This is a genomic window from Geodermatophilus nigrescens (assembly GCF_900129495.1).
GTDB classification, from domain to species: domain Bacteria; phylum Actinomycetota; class Actinomycetes; order Mycobacteriales; family Geodermatophilaceae; genus Geodermatophilus; species Geodermatophilus nigrescens.
In genome coordinates this window covers 638540-657340 of record NZ_FQVX01000003.1, presented here as the reverse complement: position 1 = coordinate 657340, position 18801 = coordinate 638540, and the positions used below count along the sequence as shown (strand labels likewise).

At 77.0% G+C, this 18801-nt stretch carries 12 protein-coding genes; 1 reads left to right on the top strand and 11 read right to left on the bottom strand.

The features are described 5' to 3' along the window. Positions 1 to 23: 23 nt before the first annotated feature. The 3 genes from BUE37_RS16850 to BUE37_RS16840 form a co-directional block, all read right to left on the bottom strand. Complete coding sequence (locus tag BUE37_RS16850) at positions 24 to 2867, bottom strand: reprolysin-like metallopeptidase (RefSeq protein ID WP_073421503.1); 2844 nt, start codon at positions 2865 to 2867, stop codon at positions 24 to 26. A 98-nt stretch (positions 2868 to 2965) separates the two neighbouring features. Continuing rightward, entirely contained in the window at positions 2966 to 4654 is a 1689-nt protein-coding gene (locus tag BUE37_RS16845) for a zinc metalloprotease (protein WP_073421502.1), read from the bottom strand. A gap of 104 nt (positions 4655 to 4758) precedes the next feature. Continuing rightward, positions 4759 to 6165: an NAD(P)H-quinone dehydrogenase gene (locus BUE37_RS16840; RefSeq protein WP_073421501.1), complete on the bottom strand. Its 1407-nt coding sequence runs from the start codon at positions 6163 to 6165 to the stop codon at positions 4759 to 4761. A gap of 115 nt (positions 6166 to 6280) precedes the next feature. Here BUE37_RS16840 and BUE37_RS16835 point away from each other — a divergent pair, with 115 nt between their 5' ends. After that, positions 6281 to 6739, top strand: coding sequence for a gamma-glutamylcyclotransferase family protein (locus tag BUE37_RS16835; RefSeq protein ID WP_073421500.1), 459 nt, complete (start codon positions 6281 to 6283; stop codon positions 6737 to 6739). Between the two features lie 15 nt (positions 6740 to 6754). Here the strand turns inward: BUE37_RS16835 and BUE37_RS16830 are convergent, their stop codons facing one another. From BUE37_RS16830 to BUE37_RS16795, 8 genes are all read right to left on the bottom strand, one after another. Next, positions 6755 to 7999 carry an acyltransferase family protein gene (locus tag BUE37_RS16830; protein ID WP_073421499.1) on the bottom strand — a complete coding sequence of 415 codons (1245 nt, stop codon included), beginning with the start codon at positions 7997 to 7999 and terminating at the stop codon, positions 6755 to 6757. A 171-nt stretch (positions 8000 to 8170) separates the two neighbouring features. Continuing rightward, a complete protein-coding gene (meaB, locus tag BUE37_RS16825; RefSeq protein WP_073421498.1) occupies positions 8171 to 9163 on the bottom strand; it encodes a methylmalonyl Co-A mutase-associated GTPase MeaB in 993 nt (330 codons plus the stop codon). 74 nt (positions 9164 to 9237) lie between these two features. Continuing rightward, entirely contained in the window at positions 9238 to 11448 is a 2211-nt protein-coding gene (gene scpA / locus BUE37_RS16820) for a methylmalonyl-CoA mutase (protein ID WP_073421497.1), read from the bottom strand. Next, on the bottom strand, positions 11445 to 13316 hold the full coding sequence (locus tag BUE37_RS16815; RefSeq protein ID WP_073421496.1) for a methylmalonyl-CoA mutase family protein: 1872 nt from the start codon (positions 13314 to 13316) through the stop codon (positions 11445 to 11447). Before BUE37_RS16815 ends, scpA begins: the two co-directional genes overlap by 4 nt. Positions 13317 to 13345: 29 nt before the next feature. Beyond that, the gene (locus BUE37_RS16810; protein ID WP_073421963.1) at positions 13346 to 14605 is read right to left on the bottom strand and encodes an amidohydrolase; all 1260 of its coding nucleotides are present in this window, start codon (positions 14603 to 14605) and stop codon (positions 13346 to 13348) included. Further along, positions 14602 to 15816 (bottom strand): glutamate--cysteine ligase, encoded by a 1215-nt coding sequence (locus BUE37_RS16805; RefSeq protein WP_073421495.1) that lies wholly within the window; start codon positions 15814 to 15816, stop codon positions 14602 to 14604. Before BUE37_RS16805 ends, BUE37_RS16810 begins: the two co-directional genes overlap by 4 nt. Positions 15817 to 15866: 50 nt before the next feature. Then, positions 15867 to 17345, bottom strand: a complete 1479-nt coding sequence (locus tag BUE37_RS16800; protein WP_073421494.1) for a peptidase M16 family protein — start codon at positions 17343 to 17345, stop codon at positions 15867 to 15869. 73 nt (positions 17346 to 17418) lie between these two features. Beyond that, entirely contained in the window at positions 17419 to 18705 is a 1287-nt protein-coding gene (locus BUE37_RS16795) for a hypothetical protein (RefSeq protein WP_073421493.1), read from the bottom strand. Between the last annotated feature and the right edge of the window lie 96 nt (positions 18706 to 18801).

Below are 18801 nucleotides of genomic sequence, written 5' to 3'. Positions count from 1 at the left end.
GGGCCCTCGTGCGTCCGACGCCGTCAGGACCGGCGGACCTCGCCGGTGGCCTGCGTCCAGGTCAGGGTGCCGCCCTGGAACCGCTGCGACCGGCCGCCCACGACGGCGCGCTCGGGCTCCAGCGGGTAGCCGAGCCCCCGCTCCCAGCCCAGCGCTCCCCAGCGTTCCGCGACGGGACCGGGGACGACGGGGTGGGCGCCGGTGGCCGGGGACCAGTACAGCGCGCCGCCCTGGAACCGCTGGAGGCAGCCGCCGTCGCGCAGCCCGCAGACCGCCGCCGCCGTCGGGTAGCCGAGCGCCCCACCCTCGGAGCCGGCGCGGAACCAGCCGTCGCGCAGCGCGCCGGACACCGCCCACGAGCCGCTCGCCGGGCTGGACATGACCGTCCCGCCCTGGAAGTGCTGGTAGCAGCCGCCGTCGCGCAGGCCGCACACCGTGTCGGTGACCGGGTAGCCGAGCGGCCCGCCCTCCCAGCCCTGCCGGGCCCAGCCGTCGCCGATCCGAGTCGTGACCGCACGGGCGCCGGTGGCCGGGGACCAGTACAGCGCGCCGCCGGCGAAGCGCTGGAGGCAGCCGCCGTCGCGCAGGCCGCAGACCTGTGCGGCCGTCGGGTAGCCCAGCGGGCCGCCCTCGGAGCCGGTCCGGAACCAGCCGTCGCGCAGCGCGCCGGACACCGCCCAGGCGCCGCTCGCGGGGCTGGCCATGACCGTGCCGCGCTGGAAGTGCTGGTAGCAGCCGCCGTCGGCGAGGCCGCAGCCCATGCCGCTGGTCGGGTAGCCGAGCGAGCCGAACTCCCAGCCCGAGGCCGCCCAGCGGTCCCAGACGGGGGCGAGGACGGCGTGCGCGCCGGTGGCGGCCGTCCAGTACAGCGGCCCGCCCTGGAAGCGCTGGTAGCAGCCGCCGTCACGGAGGCCGCACACCGCGGCCGCCGTCGGGTAGCCGAGGACGCCGGCCTCCGAGCCGTTCCGGAACCACCCGTCGCGCAGGCCGCCCGACACCGCCCAGGTGCCGGCCGGCCCGGTCATCAGGGTGCCGCGCTGGAAGTGCTGGTAGCAGCCGCCACCGGCCAGGCCGCAGCCGGCGTCGCTGGTCGGGTAGCCGAGGGAGCCGAACTCCCAGCCGCTGGCGGCCCAGCGCGCCCAGCGGTCGCCCGCGACGGCATGCGTGCCGGTGGCCGGGGTGGTGTAGACGCCGCCGCCCTCGAACGCCTGGTAGCAGCCGCTCTCGCGCAGGCCGCAGGCGCGGTCGGTGGTCGGGAAGCGCAGCGCGGCGGACTCGCGCTCCCACGCGGCGAGCTCCGGCGCGGCCACCGAGTGGCCCCCGGTCGTCGGCGACCAGAAGACGCGCGCGTTCTGGTAGCGGGCGGTGCAGCGCTTGGCGGCGTCGCAGGTCTCGGCCTCCACCAGCGTGCCCTGCGGGCCGCTGTCGCCGCCGGCCAGCGAGTGGACGGCGACGGTCGGGGTGGCCGGGACGACGCGGAGCACGGCCTGCCCGGCGGTCACGCCGGTGACGGTCACGGTGAACCGGCCGCCGGCGAAGCGCACCGGCGTGTCCACCGGCAGGACCACGGCGACGTCGCGGCCCCAGTTGGCGCGCGCCGACGGGGTGGCGTCGAGCAGCAGGGAGCTGTCGGAGTCGGACTCCACGGAGCGGCGCAGGACGACGCCCTGCTGCAGGCCGTAGCGGTTGCGGCCGCTGCCCAGCCAGGCGTCCTGGCCGCTGGCCTGCCGGTACTCCAGCCAGTAGTGGGTGACCCCGTCGGCGTCGGCCAGGTCGACGGCGCGCCGGGTGCCCGGCGGCAGCGCGCCGGCCGAGACGGGCACGAGGGTGACGTCGGCCGCGCCGGTGGCGGTGGAGACGACGGCGGCGTCGTCGGGCCCGAGGACGCCGAGCTCGGCGGCCTGCACCGTGTTGAGGGTGCCGACCTCCTCCCACGAGATGCCCATGACGTCGTAGAGGTCCATGTAGGGCGCGGTCTCGCAGGTGCCGGAGTCGACGGCGCCGTCGCACTGCACCTCGGAGCTGTGGCCGAGCCCCAGGTTGTGGCCGAACTCGTGGGCGATGACCGAGGTGGCGGTGGCGCGCACGTAGGCCAGACCGCCGCCGTGCAGGCTGCGGCCCACCGTGCCGAGGCCGTAGGCGCACCCGGGCGAGCTGGCGGGCACGTAGACGAGCAGGTGGTCCCCCGCGGCGCCGCTCCAGCCGGCCCGCTGCGCGGCCTGCTGCCACAGCTCGAAGGGCTTGTCGCAGCCGACGGTGGCCTCGGCGCCCCAGTCGACGCCCTTGACGACGCCGAAGGTCACCTGGCCGCGGGTCTGCTGCTCCCAGAAGTCGGCCACCGGGCCGTTCACCGCGCGCACCACGTCGTCGAGCGTGCGGGCGTCCCGGGCGACGCCCCGCGGCTGCAGCATCACGACGGTGACCCGGTGGTTGACCGGCCCGACGGCGGGCGCGGTCGCCGGCGCCTCGGCCGCGGCCACCTGCTCGGCGGCCAGCACGTCGCGGGCGGGCTGGAGCCCGTCGGCGGAGGCCTCGTCGCGGACGGTGCCGCCGAGGGTCACCTCGACCGTCGCGCCGTTGTCCACGGCGGCGACGTCCTCGGTGGGCACGCGCACGGCCTCGCCGTCGCCGGTCTGCACCCAGCTCAGCAGGCCGCCACCGGCGTCCTCGTCGTGGGCCTCGTCGTGGGCCGCGTCGAGGGCCTCGTGCGGCCCGGGGTCGGCGTACCCCTGCACCAGCTCGCCGACGACCGTCTCCTGCGGCGCGGCGCCGGCCGGGGGCAGGGCGAGGGCCAGCGGCGACAGCACGGCGGCCAGGACCGCCGGCACGAGCAGCCGCGGGGAGCGCGGCCGGACTGCGAGGTGCACGTGTCTCTCCAGGTCGGGAGGCCGCGGGTCGGCCCTCCCCGCCTCTTCATCGGCGTGTCGGGCCCCGGACTGGACCCCTCCGCGGGGGGAGGGCGCGGTCAGCCGCGGGCGCGCAGGCGGGGCAGCACCCGCCGGGTGGCCAGCGCCGTGCCGCCGAGGCCCGCCAGCGCGCCGGCGGCGAGCGCCGGGGTGGTCCAGGAGGAGCCGGCCGGCTCGGTGGCGGCGGCCTCGACCGGGGCGGCGGCGGTCACGTCGGGGGCTCCCGCCGGGCCCTCCGCCGGGGCGGCCGGGGCCGCGGCGGGGACCTCGGCCGGGACGGGGGCGACGGCGGACGGGGCGGTCGCGGCGGCGGCCGGGGCCGACGCCGCGGTGCCGCTGCCGGGCAGGACCGACGGCGCCGGGGCGGGCGCGGGCGGCGGGACCGCGGCGGCCCCGGGGGTGCGGACGACGGTGACGGTCGCGCCGGCCGGGGTGACCGCGTCGACGGTGACGGTGAGCTCCCCGCCGGCGACGACGACGGGCACGCCCGGGCGCAGCGCCGTCTGCAGGTCGGCCTCCCAGCCGGCGGCGGCCGAGGGGCTGCCGTCGAGCAGCAGCGAGGTGTCGGGCAGCGCGCCGGAGCGGTGCAGCAGCACGCCGCTGTCGAGCCGGTAGCGGTTGTCGGTGGCCAGCCACTCGTCCCGGCCGGTGGCGGTGCGGTACTCCAGCCAGTAGTCCGGACCGGCGGCGGTGGGCATGCGCAGCACGCGGGTGCCGGCGCCGGCGCCGAGCGGGGCGAGCGCGGCCGTCGTCGTGCCGGTGCCCGCGGTCAGGGTGGCCGCGGCGGGCAGCACGCCGAGGCGCTGGGCCTGGGCGGCGGTGAGGCTGCCGACGCGGTCCCAGGAGACGCCCATGACGTCGTAGAAGTCGCGGTAGGCGGCGGTGCGGCAGGCGCCGGTCCCGGCCGCCTCCACCGCGCCGTCGCACTGCAGGCCGCTGGAGTGGCCGAGGCCGAAGTTGTGGCCGAGCTCGTGGGCGACGAGCGAGGCGAGGTCGTCGCGGACGTAGAGCCGCCCGCCCGACGTCGTCCCGGTGCCGACCTGGCCCAGCGCGTAGGAGCAGCCGGGCAGGTCCTGCGGCCGGCTGGTGACGTAGAGCAGCAGGTGCTTCCCGGGGCCGGGGACGAACCCGACGCGGGCGGCGGCCTCGTCCCACAGCGCCGTCGGGTCGGCGCAGCCGGCGGCGGTGGTCATCCAGTCGTGCGCGGCGGTGACGCCGACGCTCACCGCGCCGCCGGTCTGCTCCGCCCAGAACGACGCGACGCCGGTGTTCACGGTGTCGACGACGTCGGCGAGCGCGGTGCCGTCGGGGGTGCCGCCCGCGGGAGCGACCAGGACGACGGTGACCTGGTTGGTGACCGAGCCGGCCGGCACGGTGGCGGCCGGCCGGGGCGCCCGCAGGACCTCGGTGCCGAGGACCTCGCGGGCCGGCGCGTAGCCGGACTCGCCGGCCTCGTCGTCGGTGGTGCCGCCGACGGTCACCTCGACCGTCGCGCCCACGTCGAGGCCCGCGGCGGCCTCGGTCGGGATCCGGACCGATGTGCCGTCGGCGCCCTCGACGAAGGTCAGCGGCTGCTCGTGCGACTCCCCCGCGTGCTGGCCCTCCAGCGACGTCTCCGGCCACGCCTGCACCAGCTCGCCGACCACGGTGGTCCCGGCGTCGGCCCGCGCGACGGCGGCGGGGCCGGCGCAGACGGCGACCGCCATGCCGGCGAGGGCCAGGGTCCGCAGTGCTCGGGAGGCGTGCATCCCTCCCGGCATCGGCGGTCCGGCGTCCCAGCCGCACCATCGGGGACCCGTCCGTCACACCGGTCCCGGACGCCCCGCCCCGCGAGCCCCGGGCGTCACACCGGTCACGCCAGCGCGTCGGCCCCCATGAGCCGCCGGCCGGCCTCGGTGATCGAGCCCGACAGCGACGGGTAGATGGCGAAGGTCTGCGCCAGGTCGCTGACGGTCAGGCCCTTGGTGACGGCGAGCGCGATCGGCAGGACCAGCTCGCTGGCGCCGGGCGACACGACCACGCCGCCGACGACGACGCCGGTGGCCTTGCGGGCGAACAGCTTCACGAACCCGGCGTGCAGGTCGCTCATCTTGGCGCGCGCGTTGGTGGCCAGCGGCAGGCGCACGACGTCGAGGTCGTGGCCCTCGGGCAGCGTCTTCTCCTGGACGCCGACGGTGGCGATCTCCGGGTGGGTGAAGACGTTGGCCGACACGGTCTTGAGGCGGATCGGCTGCACCGCCTCGCCGAGCGCGTGCCACATGGCGATGCGGCCCTGCATGGCCGCGACGCTGGCGAGCTGGAAGACGCCGGTGACGTCGCCGGCGGCGTAGATGCCGGGCACGTTGGTGCGCGACACCCGGTCGACGACGACGTGGCCGGACTCGCGCAGCTCGACGCCGCACGCCTCCAGGTTGACCCCGGCGGTGTTGGGCACCGTCCCGACGGTCATCAGCGCGTGCGAGCCCTCGACGGTGCGCCCGTCGGTGAGCTCCACGAGCACGCCCTTCTCGGTGCGGGTGACGCTCGCCGCCCGGCCGCGCCGGGCGATCTGCCCGCCGCGGGCCTCGAACACCTCGGCGATGACGTCGGCGGCGTCGGCGTCCTCGCCGGGCAGCACCTGGTCGCGGGAGGAGACGAGGGTGACCGGCACGCCCGCCTCGAGGTAGCCCGAGGCGAACTCCGCGCCGGTGACGCCGGAGCCGACGACGACGAGGTGCTCGGGCAGCTCGGGGAGGTCGTAGAGCTGGCGCCAGTCGAGGATCCGCTCGCCGTCGGGCTCGCTGCCGGGCAGCACGCGCGGGTCGGCGCCGGTGGCGATGAGGACGACGTCGCACTCCAGGGTCTCGCGCACCGAACCGTCGGCGCCGACGACCTCGACGCGGTGCTCGATCAGGCCGCGGGCCTCGTCGGCCAGCCGGCCCTGCCCGGAGACCAGGCGCACGCCCTCGCCCTCGAGGCGGGCGTGGATGTCGGCGGACTGCGCGACGGCCAGGCCCTTCACGCGGGCGTTGACGGCGGCGAGGTCGAGACCGACGGTGGCCAGGTCGCTGCCCCGCAGGCCCAGGACCGACGCCTCGCGGACCGACGTCATCGTGCCGGCGGCGGCGATCAGCGTCTTCGACGGCACGCAGTCGGTGAGCACGCTGGCCCCGCCGAGGCCGTCGCGTTCGACGACGGTGACCTGCGCGCCGAGCGAGGCGGCCACCAGCGCGGCCTCGTAGCCGGCCGGGCCGCCGCCGATGATGACGATGCGGGTCATGCGGGATCTCCTGCGTCGGAAGCGGGCAGTGCGACCCCATCCTCCCAGCCGGGGCCGTCCGTGTCGGCCGCCTCCCCGGTCGGACTGGCCACACCGCCCGTAGGCTCGGGCGGCGATGGGTCTCTATGCCGCGTACGGGTCCAACATGGACCCCGAGCAGATGCTGCGCCGCTGCCCGTCCTCCCCCCACGTCGGCACCGGGTGGATCCGCGGCTGGCGGCTGGCCTTCGGCGGCGAGGAGTACGGCTGGGAGGGCGCCCTGGCCACCCTCGTCCCCGCCGAGGACCGCGAGGCGCCCGGCGTCTTCGTCGCGCTCTACGACCTCACCCCCGCCGACGAGCGCGAGCTCGACGCGTGGGAGGGCGCCGACCGCGGCCTCTACCGCAAGCTGAACCTGCGGGTGCACACCCTGGGCGGCGACGTCGTCGCCTACGTCTACGCGCTGGACGCCTTCGAGGGCGGGCTGCCCTCGGCCCGGCACCTGGGCGCGATCGCCGACGCCGCCGAGGCCGCGGGCGCCCCGGCCGACTACCTCGCCGAGCTCCGCGCCCGGGAGTGCCGCTCCGCGTTCTGACCCTCCCCGTCCGGGTCAGGCGGTCGGGACGCGCGCCCCCCGCACGGCGCCGCGCCCGGCCGACGACGCGTGCCCGGCCGACGACGCGCAGCGGGGCGCCGGCGGCACGGGCGGCAGCTCGGTGGGCCGCGGCCGGGCCGGTGCGGCCGCGGTGGGAGCACCGGCGGTCGCGGGCGCGCGGTCGGCCAGCCGGGCGAGGTCGCGCTCGACGGCGCGGCGCAGCCGCGGGCCCAGTGGGCGCTCGACCAGCCGGTGCACGCCCCAGGCCACCACGAGCGCCGCGGCCGTGACGACGGCGAGCACGACGTACGCGGGCAGGACCGGCGCGAGCTGCTGGATGAGCGCCCAGCCGGGCACCTCGTGCACCAGGTAGAGCGGGTAGGTCAGCGCGCCGGCCGTCGTGAGCCACCGCCAGTCGAGCCGGGCGAGCGGGGTCAGCGTGGCGGCCACGAGCGCGCCGATGCACAGGAACAGCAGCACGGTGAGCGCCCGCATCGAGACGCCCGCCCCGGCGACCGCCACCGACCACGGGACGTAGTGCGCCCGGCAGACCCACAGCGCGCCGAGCACGTTGAGCCCCAGGAGCAGGCCGGTCGGCAGGTCGAGGCCGTAGCGGCGGACGAGGAACAGCAGCATCCCGATGCAGAAGAACGGGGCGTAGGTCGGCTCGAGCAGCGCGGCGACGAGCGTGCTGCCCGACTGGGCGGCCATCGCGCCGAGGACCGGCCACAGCAGGCACAGCAGCAGCAGCCGGGCGCGGGTGATCCCGGCGAGGCCCAGCAGCGCGAGCAGGACGTAGAACTTCAGCTCCACCCACAGCGTCCAGAAGACGCCGTCGACGTGGCCGACGCCGAACGCCGACTGCACCATCGTGAGGTTGAGCGCGATGCCCGGGAGGCCCAGCTCCTGCCACTTGGGCACGACCGGGGCCACCCACAGCACCAGCGCCGTGAGCACGACCGCGACCCAGTAGGCCGGGTACAGGCGCCCCACGCGGGAGGCGACGAACGAGGGGACCGACCGGCCCCAGGCGCTCATCAGCACGACGAAGCCGCTGATCATGAAGAACAGGTAGGGGCCGAAGCCGCCGTAGACGGTCAGCCGGCTCAGCGTCGGGAAGACCTCGCGGACGCTGCCGCCCCACCCCGGGTTGTCCCGTCCGGTGAAGTGGAAGGCCACGACCGCGGCGGCCGCCACGAACCGCAGCCCGTCGAGCGCCCGCAGCCGGCCGCCGTCGGCCGCCGGTCCCGCGTTGCCCACCGAACGCACCGTCTCCCCCGTCCCGGCCGGGGACTCCCCGGCCGACGGCGACGCTAGGGGCGCGGGCGGGCGGCGCCTGGGCGACCCGCCCGCACCCGGTCACGCGCGCGCCGGGTGTGACGGACGGGTCCGGAGAGGACGGTCCGCAGGGCGGCCCGGACGTGGGGCCGGTCAGGCGTCCGGATCGCCGAGGAAGGTCTCCAGGAGCCGGCGTGCGGCCAGTGCGGGGGTGAGCTCGCCGGCCAGCACCGCCTCCTCCAGCCCCGGTGTCTGCGCCCGCACCGCCGGGTGCGCGCGCAGCCGGTGCTCCAGCCCGTCGCGCACCATCTGCCAGGTCCAGCGCACCTGCTGCGCCCGGCGCCGCTCGTCGAAGGCACCCGATGCCTTCGCGCGGTCCTGGTGCTCGACCAGCTTCGCCCACACCTCGGCGAGCCCCTCGCCGGTCAGCCCGGCGCAGGTCAGCACCGGCACGTCCCACTCGGAGTGCCCGCGCAGCATCCGGATCGCCCCGGCCAGCTCGCGGGCGGCCTTCCGGGCGTCGCCGGCGGCGGGCCCGTCGGCCTTGTTCACCGCGATGACGTCGGCGATCTCCAGGATGCCGCGCTTGATGCCCTGCAGCTGGTCGCCGGTGCGGGCCAGCGTGAGGAAGAGGAACGAGTCGACCATCTCCGCGACGGTGACCTCGGACTGCCCGACGCCGACGGTCTCCACCAGCACGACGTCGTAGCCGGCCGCCTCGACGACGACCATCGACTCCCGCGTCGCCTGCGCGACCCCGCCGAGCGTCCCGGCGGTCGGCGCGGGCCGGATGAAGGCGTTGCGGTCGACGGCGAGGCGGGCCATGCGGGTCTTGTCGCCGAGGATCGACCCGCCCGACCGCGCCGACGACGGGTCGACCGCCAGCACCGCCACCCGGGAGCCGGCCGCGGTGAGGTCGACGCCGAGCTGGTCGATGAACGTCGACTTCCCCACCCCCGGCACCCCGGAGATGCCCACCCGCCGCGCCTTGCCGGCGTGCGGCAGCAGCTCGACCAGCAGCTCCTGCGCCCGCTCGCGGTGGTCGGCGCGGCGCGACTCGACCAGCGTGATCGCCCGCGCCAGCGACCGGCGGTCGCCGCCGAGCACCCCCTTGACCAGCGCGGGGACGTCGGGTGCCGGCGCCACTAGTCGTTCGCTCCCGCGGGTCGCTCCGCTCCTCGCTCGCTGGCGCTCGCTGCGATGCTCACTCCCCCGTCCGCTCAGCCGTGTCCGAGTCGCTGCGACAGCGTCCGCAGCAGCTCCTGCGCCGCCTCGGCGATGACCGTGCCCGGCGGGAACACCGCGGCCGCGCCCATCTCCCGCAGCCGCGGGACGTCGTCGGGCGGGATGACACCGCCGACCACGACCAGGACGTCGTCGGCCCCGAGCTCGGCCAGCGCGTCGCGCAGCGCCGGCACCAGCGTCAGGTGCCCGGCGGCCAGCGACGAGACGCCGACGACGTGCACGTCGGCCTCGACCGCCTGCCGCGCGACCTCCTCCGGCGTCTGGAACAGCGGGCCGACGTCGACGTCGAAGCCGAGGTCGGCGAACGCGGTGGCGATGACCTTCTGCCCGCGGTCGTGGCCGTCCTGGCCCATCTTGGCGACCAGGATGCGGGGGCGGCGCCCCTCGGCGTCGGCGAACGCCCCGGTCATCCGGCGGGTCTCCTCCACCGGGCCCGAGCTGCCGGCCTCGTCGCGGTACACACCGGAGATGGTGCGCACCTGGCCGGCGTGCCGCCCGTGGACCTCCTCGAGCGCGTCGGAGATCTCCCCGACCGTCGCCTTGGCCCGCGCGGCGTCGACGGCCAGCTTGAGCAGGTTGTCGCCGAGGTCGCGGCCCCGTCGTCCCTCGGCGGCGGCGCGGGCGGCGTCGGTGAGCCGGCGCAGCGCGTCGGCCACCGCCGAGTCGTCCCGGGAGGCGCGCAGCTCCGCGAGCTTGGCCTTCTGCTGGGCGAGCACGTCGGCGTTGTCGACGCGCAGCACCTCGATCGCCTCGTCGGCCTCGACCCGGTACTTGTTGACGCCGATGACCGGCTGCCGGCCGGAGTCGATGCGCGCCTGGGTGCGGGCGGCGGCCTCCTCGATGCGCAGCTTCGGGATGCCGTCGTCGATGGCCTGGGCCATGCCGCCGTGCTCGGCGACCTCCTGGATGTGCGCCCAGGCGCGCCGGGCCAGGTCGTAGGTCAGCTTCTCCACGTACGCCGAGCCGCCCCACGGGTCGATGACCCGCGTCGTCCCCGACTCCTGCTGCAGCAGCAGCTGGGTGTTGCGGGCGATCCGCGCGGAGAAGTCGGTGGGCAGCGCCAGCGCCTCGTCGAGGGCGTTGGTGTGCAGCGACTGGGTGTGCCCCTGGGTGGCGGCCATGGCCTCCAGGCAGGTGCGGACGACGTTGTTGTAGACGTCCTGCGCGGTCAGCGACCAGCCCGACGTCTGCGAGTGGGTGCGCAGCGACAGCGACTTGTCCTTCCGCGCGCCGGCCTCCTTCGCCAGCCGCGCCCACAGCAGCCGGCCGGCGCGGAGCTTGGCGACCTCCATGAAGAAGTTCATGCCGATGGCCCAGAAGAAGCTCAACCGCGGCGCGAACGCGTCGATGTCCAGGCCCGCGGCCTTGCCGGCGCTCAGGTACTCGACGCCGTCGGCGAGGGTGTAGGCCAGCTCCAGGTCGGCCGTCGCCCCGGCCTCCTGGATGTGGTAGCCGGAGATGGAGATCGAGTTGAAGCGGGGCATCTCCGCCGACGTGAAGGCGAAGATGTCGCTGATGATCTGCATCGACGGCTTCGGCGGGTAGATGTAGGTGTTGCGGACCATGAACTCCTTGAGGATGTCGTTCTGGATGGTCCCCGTGAGCTGGTCCGGCGCCACCCCCTGCTCCTCGGCGGCGAGGACGTAGAGCGCCAGGACGGGCAGGACGGCGCCGTTCATCGTCATCGAGACGCTCATCCGGTCCAGCGGGATGCCGTCGAACAGCTGCCGCATGTCCAGGATCGAGTCGATCGCCACCCCGGCCATGCCGACGTCGCCGACCACGCGCGGGTGGTCGGAGTCGTAGCCCCGGTGGGTGGGCAGGTCGAACGCGACCGACAGGCCCTTCTGCCCGGCGGCGAGGTTGCGGCGGTAGAACGCGTTGGACTCCGCCGCGGTGGAGAAGCCCGCGTACTGGCGGACCGTCCACGGCTGGGTCGTGTACATCGTCGGGTAGGGCCCGCGCAGGTAGGGCGGCAGGCCGGGGTAGGTGCGGAGGAAGTCCAGCCCGGCGAGGTCGGCCGGGGTGGCCAGCGGCGGGACGGCGATGCCCTCGGGGGTCTCCCAGCTCGCCTCCGCCACGCCGCGCCCGGTCGCCTCCTCGAACGCCTTGGCCCAGTCGTCGGCGCCGGCCGGCGCCGCCGGGCGGCCCAGCTCGACGCCACTGAAGTCGGGGATGCCGCTCATGCCGTGACTCCCAGCTGCTCGTGGACCGTCCGCAGGGCGGCCAGCGCGTCACACCCGGCGTACACGTACCCGTCGACGCCGTCCACCGCGAGCGAGGGCTTCCCCGCCAGCCAGACCGACGTCGCGCCGGCGGCCCGGAGCTCGGCGGCCAGCGCCGCGGCGGACTCCGCGTAGTCGGCGTCGGTGCCGCAGATGCAGGCCACGGTCGTCCCGGACCCGGCCAGCCCCGAGGCGCCGTCGGCCGCCGGGGTCTCGACGCCGCCGGCCTGGAACAGGTTGGCCGCGAAGGTGGCCCGGGCGGTGTGCCGGGCGATCGGGCCGAGCGTGGCCAGGTACACCCGCGGGCGGGACGGCGCGGCGTCGGCGCGGTCGCGCAGCTCCTCGTACTCCTGCGCCGCGCGCACCCGGGGCAGCCCGCCGGTGGGGTGCAGGTCGGCCGCGGGCTGCCGCCGGGGCAGCTCCTCCGCCAGGTTGGGGAACTCGCTGACGCCGGTGATCGCGTCGGCGCGAGTCGCCAGCCGCGTCGCGCGGGCGTCCCAGGCGGCGGCCAGCCGGTCGCGCACCAGGCCGGAGTCCAGCGCCGCGGCCAGCCCACCCGCCCGCTCGATCTCGGTGAACCAGGCCCAGGCGGCCTGCGCGAGGTCCTCGGTGAGCGACTCGACGTACCAGGAGCCGCCGGCCGGGTCGAGCACGCGCGCGAGGTGCCCCTCCTCCACCAGGAGGCTCTGGGTGTTGCGCGCGATCCGCCGGGAGAACGCGTCGGGCAGGCCGAGCGCGGCGTCGAAGGGCTGCACGGTGACGACGTCGGCGCCGCCCACGCCCGCGGCGAAGCAGGCGACCGTGGTGCGCAGCATGTTCACCCACGGGTCGCGCCGCGTCGTCATCACCGACGACGTCACCGCGTGCTGGCGCTGCGCCCGGGCGCCCTCCGACGCGCCGCTCACCTCGCCGACCCGGTCCCACAGCCGGCGGGCGGCGCGCAGCGCGGCGATGGTCGTGAACTGGTCGGCCGACGCGGAGTAGCGGAACTCCAGGGCGCCGAACGCCTCGTCGACCGGCAGCCCGCCGTCGGTGAGCGCCCGCAGGTAGGCGACGCCCGCGGCCAGCGAGCAGCCGAGCTCCTCGACCGCGGTGGCCCCGGCGTCGGCGAAGACGGTGGCGTCGACGACGACGGTGCGCCAGCCGGCGGGCGCGCGGCGGGCGAGGGCGGCCAGGCCGGTGAGGTCCTGCTCCTGCCCCGAGGCGGCGTGCACGCCGAGCGGGTCGAGGCCGAGCGAGCCGCCGGGCGCGAGGTCGGTGCGGTCGCCGACCAGCGCCAGCAGCGCCTCGGCGGCCGGCGCCCCGCCGGAGACGGCGACCGGCGCGAGGTCGAGGTAGACGTCGGCGAGCGCGTCGCCGAGGGCGTCCACGGGCACCGCGCCCTCGCCGAGCTGCAGCCACAGCGAGGTGACGCCGTTCTCCAGGTCCGCCGCGATCGCCTCGCGGGTCGTGGCGACGTCGGGGTGTGCGTGCCGCTGCCGGACGTCCCAGCCGGCGGGCACCCCGCTGTCCGGGTGCGACCCCGCGCGGGCGCCGCGGACGAACGGGGGCAGGCCGGGCACGCCGACCGCCGTCGGGAGGTCGCCGGCGTCGTCGGCGTCGTAGAGCGGCGCGACCTGCACGCCGGTGGCCACCGTGCGGCGCAGCGCGTCCTCGACCGGGTCGGGCAGCTCCTCGCGGCCGGCCTTGCGCAGGACGCCGGCGACGAGCTCGCGCCAGGCGCCGCGGTCGGCGGGGGCGAAGCCGCCGGCGAGGGACAGCTCGTCGGGGACCGCGTGCTCGGCGGGGACCTCGTCCTCGCCGGGCGTCACTGTCTCGGTGGCGCTCATCGGTGAACTCCTCCCAGTCGAGGAAGGTTCTACCGGCGCTCCCCCGACCGCGGACGCGCGGGGTGGGCCGCGGGCGGCGCCCCGGCCGACGGGCCCGACGTGCCGGCGTCGGCCGTGAGGGCCTGCAGCGCGGTGCGCACGAGCAGCCGCACGCCCACCCCGATCGCCCGCTCGTCGACGTCGAAGGTGCCGCGGTGCAGGTCCAGCGGCGCCCCGCCGCCGTGCGTGCCGAGCCGGGCGAGGGCGATCGGCAGCACGTCGGCGTACCAGCCGAAGTCCTCGCCGCCCATGCTCTGCGGCGACTGGCGCAGGTTCTCCGCGCCGACGGTCTGCAGCGCCGCGGCCCGCAGCAGCGCGACCGCGCGGGGATCGTTGACCACCGGCGGCACCCCGGGCACGTAGTCGACGTCGACCTGCGCGCCGGTGGGCGCGGCGACCTGCTCGACCAGGCGGCGCAGCAGCGCCTCGGCGCCCTTCCACTCGTCGCGGTCGAGCACCCGCACGGTGCCGCGCAGCGTGCCGCGCTGCGGGATGGCGTTGGCCGCGACGCCGGCGTTCACCGCGCCCCACACCAGCGAGAACCCGGCCCGCGGGTCGACCTGGCGGGACAGCAGCCCGGGCAGGTCGGTGATCAGCCGGCCGAGCGCGTCGACGAGGTCGACGGTCAGCTGCGGCCGGGCGGTGTGCCCGCCGGGGCCGGTCAGGGTGACGTCGACCCGGTCGCAGGCCGCGGTGATCGAGCCGGTCCGCAGGCCCACCGTGCCCACGGGGATCGCGGGGTCGCAGTGCAGCGCGAACGCCCGCGAGGCGCCCTCGAGCGCCCCGGCCGCGACCACGTGCGTCGCGCCGCCGGGCACGGTCTCCTCGGCGGGCTGGAACACGCAGCGCACCGTGCCGGGGAGATCGTCGAGGTCGGCCAGGGCCAGGGCCGCGCCGAGGACGGCGGTGGTGTGCACGTCGTGCCCGCAGGCGTGGCACATGCCCTCGCGGGTGGAGGCGTACGGCACGTCCTTGAGGTCGGCCAGCGGCAGCGCGTCGATGTCGGCGCGCAGCACCACCGTGGGCGGCCCCGACCCGACCTCGACGACGAGACCGGTGCCGGTGGGCAGCCGCCGCGGGGCGAGGCCGGCCTCGGTGAGCCGCTGCTCCAGGAACGCCGTCGTCTCGACCTCGGCGAAGGCGAGCTCGGGGTGCATGTGCAGGTGGCGGCGGACGCCGACCAGCGAGTCGGCGCGCCCGGCCACCCAGGCGTCGAGTCCGGCGGCGAGCTCCTCGGGTCCGCGGGTCATGCGGCGTGCCCGCCGGCGCACGCCGCCGGGCCGGGGACGGGGCCGTCGGTGGCGGGGCCGTCGGTGGCGGGGCCCGAGGTGGGCAGCCCGTTCTCGCGCTCGGCCAGCAGCAGGTCGACGACGGCGCGCAGGTCGCCGTCGGCGGCGAGCGCCGCGGCCCGCTGCCGCTGGTAGGAGGCGCCCACCGCGAGCACCCGCTCGACGCCGGCGAGCTCGGCCTCGCAGCCGAGCCGGCGGGCGGTCGGCTCGAGGTCCTCGGCGAGGTCGAGCAGCGCCTGCCGGACCGGCCGCACGGTGCCCTTCTCGTCAACGACGACGTCGGCGTCCAGGCCCCAGCGGGCAGCCCGCCACTTGTTCTCCCGGAGCACCCAGCTCGGCGGGGTCGGCAGCGTGTAGCCGCGGTCGAGCTGGCTGTCGAACTGCTCGACCAGGCACTGCGACAGCGCCGCCACCACCCCGATCTCCTCGAGCGTGGGCAGCCCGTCGCAGATGCGCAGCTCCACGGTGCCGAAGCCGGGGTGCGGGCGGATGTCCCACCACACCTCGCGGACGCTCTCGATCGACCCGGTGGAGATGAGCGTCTCCATGTAGGTCTCGAAGCCGGCCCAGTCCGGCAGCTGGGTGGGCAGCCCCGCGGTGGGCATGCCCTCGAACACCTTGCTGCGCGCCGAGGCGAGGCCGGTGTCGCAACCGACCCAGAACGGCGAGGACGCCGACAGCGCCAGGAAGTGCGGCACGTACTGGGTGAGCGCGTTGACGATCGGCATCGCCTTGTCCGGCGAGCGGACGCCGACGTGCACGTGGACGCCGAAGATCTGCAGCCGGCGGGCGAGCCACTGCATCCGCTCGACGAGCTGCAGGTAGCGCTCCTTCGGCGAGATGAGCTGGGTCTGCCAGTCGGTGAACGGGTGCGTGCCGGCGCACATCAGGCCCAGCCCGCGGCGGTCGGCGGCCGCGGCGACCTCGGCGACGGTGCCGGCGAGGTCGGCGAGGGCCTCCTCCACGGTGGTGCAGACGCCGGTGATGACCTCGACGGTCGACTGCAGCAGCTCGTGCTTGGCCTTGGGGTGCTCCTCGGCGCCGTCGGGGCGGAGCTCCTCGAGGATCTCGTTCGCGCCGGCGGTGAGCTCGCGGGTCCCGCGGTCGACGAGCTGCAGCTCCCACTCGACGCCCAGGCTGGCGCGCTCGGAAGAGGAGAAGGGGATCTGCACGCGATGAGGATAGGGACGACCGGCCCCGTGCACCCCCCGAACGGCGCGGGCTACGGGACGGGGACCAGCTCCGCGCCCGCCGCCTCGGGCAGCCGCAGCAGCGCCGCGGGCACCCGCTCGACCACGGCGGCGAGCGCGCGGCGGCCGTAGAGGTCGGGGTGGACGAGCACGCAGCACAGGTCCCGGCCGACCACGGTCACGCCGCGGCCGTCGGCGGTGGGGACCAGCGCCTCCACCCGCGACCACGGGATCCCGTGCACGTCGCCGTCGGCGTCGCGGTGGGCCAGGCCCTCGTCGGAGAGGACCAGCGCCACCCGCGCCGCCGGGTCGAGCAGCCGTCGGTGCCACGGCGGGCGGAACAGGGTGCCCATGGGCAGCTCCGGCAGCGTCCCGCACAGCGGCCGGCGGGGCACCCCGGCCGGCCCCTCCCAGGCGACGGTGTCGGGCACGGCAAGGACGGCGGTCGGCTCGGCGCGGCGCAGCGCCTCCCGCACGGCGGCCGGCGTCACCGCGCGCCAGGTGGCGAGCGTCTGCGCGGCCGTGCGGAACGGCAGCCCCGTGGCGGCGCAGTAGGCGGCGTCGGCGAGCTCGGCGCCGGCGGCGTCCTCCTCGTCGAGCTCGGCCTCGAGCCCCGCGACGGCGTGCGCGACCTCGGCGTCGGACGGGCCGTCGGCGCACAGCTCCGCGAAGGTGGCCCATAGCAGGTCGGCGACCTCGGCGTCGCGGCCGGAGCGGGCGTCGACCACGAGGGCGACCTCCCGGCGGTCGGGCGCGAGGTCGAGGGTGAGCGAGTCGACGGCGTAGGACAGGCCGCGGCCGTGCCGCGCGCGCTCGCGCAGCCGCTCCCCCGCCACCTGCACGCCCACCGCCAGCGCGGCGTCGGCGGGCCGGTCGGTGGCCAGCAGCAGCCCGACGCCGGGGACGTCGGTGCGGGTCCACACCGGCCCGTCCTGCGGGCGGGGCGCAGGCAGGCGCCGCACCGGACGCGGCCCCTCGGGCAGCGGCAGCCGGAGCCCGGCCGGCAGCGGGCCGTGGCACCACAGCGCGGCGTTGCCGCGGACGAACCAGCGGGCGGCGTGCGCGCGGACGGTGTCCTCGTCGAGGTACTCCGGCCCCGGCCCCGCGGAGACGGTGAGCCCGGGGCCGGTCAGCCCGTAACGGGCGGCCCACAGGGCGCTGACCGTCGTGGACGCCGAGCCGCAGCCCTCCGCCTGGAGCACGCCGGCCTCGGCGGCGATCCGGTCGGTGGGCAGGTCGGCCAGCGCCCGGCACACGGCCTCGAGGAAGGCGCGCACCGCCTCCGGGCGGCCGGTGGCGAAGAAGGAGGTGCTGTCGACGTCGGTGACGGCGTTGCAGCGCAGGTGCGTGCGGGGCAGCGCGGCCATGGCCAGGTGCTCGACGAGGTGGGTGACCTCGATGGTCGCGAAGGTCTCGTCGCGCAGGCCCACGCCGAACACCAGCGCGGCGGTGGTCCGCTCCCGTCCGCCCGCGCTGAACACGGGCACCCCGTCGACCACCGTCCGCTGCACACGGCCATCGTCGGGGCCCGGCGTCCCGCCGTCCCCGGCCGACACGCGGCCGGGGACGGCTGGGACGGGTGGGTCAGCGGGTCAGGCCGAACACCGAGATCGTGCCGTCGTCCTCGTTGCTGGTGAGGAACAGCTGCCGGTTCGGCACGGCGAGCAGGCCCTCGGGGGCGTCGCCGGTCGGCAGCACCTGCAGCAGCCGCGGCCGGCGCTCGTCGCCCAGGTCGTACACGAGGACGGCGTCGCCGCGCTCGGAGCCGACGAAGGCGTACGTCGTGCCGCGGATGCCGGCCACCTCAGCGCCCTCGAACTCCGCGCCCTTGTCGTCGCTGCGCCCGTCCGGGTACCGCCCGGCGTCGGCCAGGGCCTGCTCGGCCGAGGTGCCCGACGAGGACACGACCGCGCCCGACGGCGAGAACACCGTCCAGCCGCGGCCGCCGCTGGGCTCCGCGGCGAGGTCGCCCTCGTCGGCGGTCAGCAGGTTCCCGTCCGGCGTCCACTGCACGGCGTCGGGCTCGCGCGGGGCGGTGAAGGCGTCGTCGAAGGCGACCGTGCCGTCGTCGGCGGTGTCGGCCTGCTGCGACACCGTGCCGGCCGAGAAGGAGCCGACCACCCGCCGCTGCCGCAGGTCGACCAGCGCGACGGCGTTGTTCTCCTGCAGCGTCACCGCGGCCACGTCCCGCTGGCTGACGTCGACGTACTCCGGCTCCGGGTCCGCCGGGAAGGCCAGGCCGGGCAGGCCCGCGAGCTCCACCCGGTCGACCGTCCAGCGGGCCGGCTGGCCCTGCAGCTCCACGACCGACAGGAAGCCGGCCGGCGGCTGCGGCAGCCCGCCCTCGACGCCGCCGACCTCGAGCTCCTCGTCGCGCTGGTTCTCGATCGCGATCGCGGCGTAGCGGCCGTCGGGGCTCAGCCCGATGGAGTCCGGCTGGCCGCCGAGCGGCCGCTCGGTGACGACGGCGAGGGTGCGCAGGTCGATGACGACGAGGCGGCCCGACGGGGCGGTGAACGCACCGTCGGTGTCGTCGACGACGGCGAGCGCGAAGCGGCCGTCGCGGGTGACGGCCACCGAGGTGGGCTCCCCGCCGACGTCGACGGCGCCGGCCTGGCGGGGCTGCTCGGGGCGGCTCAGGTCGACCACGCCGACCTGGCCGGTCGCGGAGTCGGTGTAGAGCACGGTGCGGCCGTCGGGGGTGACCGAGAGGATCTCGGCCACCTCGCCGGCGACGTCGAAGGTGGCCAGCTCGGCGAACACCGGCGCGGGCTGGGCGGGCGCGGCGGCGGCCGGCGCGGCCGTGGCGGCGAGGGCGAGCAGCGCCAGCGGGGCGGCGGTGCGGAGCAGGCGGAGGGACGAGCGCGTCACGGGGGTCCTCGGGGTCCGGCGGAGGGGTCCCGCCGACCCAAGCCGCCCCCGGTGACGCGCCGGTGGCCGCCGGGTGACCGCCCGGCGTGCCCCGGG

Coding starts and splice junctions, on each gene's coding strand:
- BUE37_RS16845 (WP_073421502.1), bottom strand. CDS start 4,654: ATGCACGCCTCCCGAGCACTGCGGACCCTGGCCCTCGCCGGCATGGCG.
- BUE37_RS16840 (WP_073421501.1), bottom strand. CDS start 6,165: ATGACCCGCATCGTCATCATCGGCGGCGGCCCGGCCGGCTACGAGGCC.
- BUE37_RS16835 (WP_073421500.1), top strand. CDS start 6,281: ATGGGTCTCTATGCCGCGTACGGGTCCAACATGGACCCCGAGCAGATG.
- scpA (WP_073421497.1), bottom strand. CDS start 11,448: ATGAGCGGCATCCCCGACTTCAGTGGCGTCGAGCTGGGCCGCCCGGCG.
- BUE37_RS16815 (WP_073421496.1), bottom strand. CDS start 13,316: ATGAGCGCCACCGAGACAGTGACGCCCGGCGAGGACGAGGTCCCCGCC.
- BUE37_RS16810 (WP_073421963.1), bottom strand. CDS start 14,605: ATGACCCGCGGACCCGAGGAGCTCGCCGCCGGACTCGACGCCTGGGTG.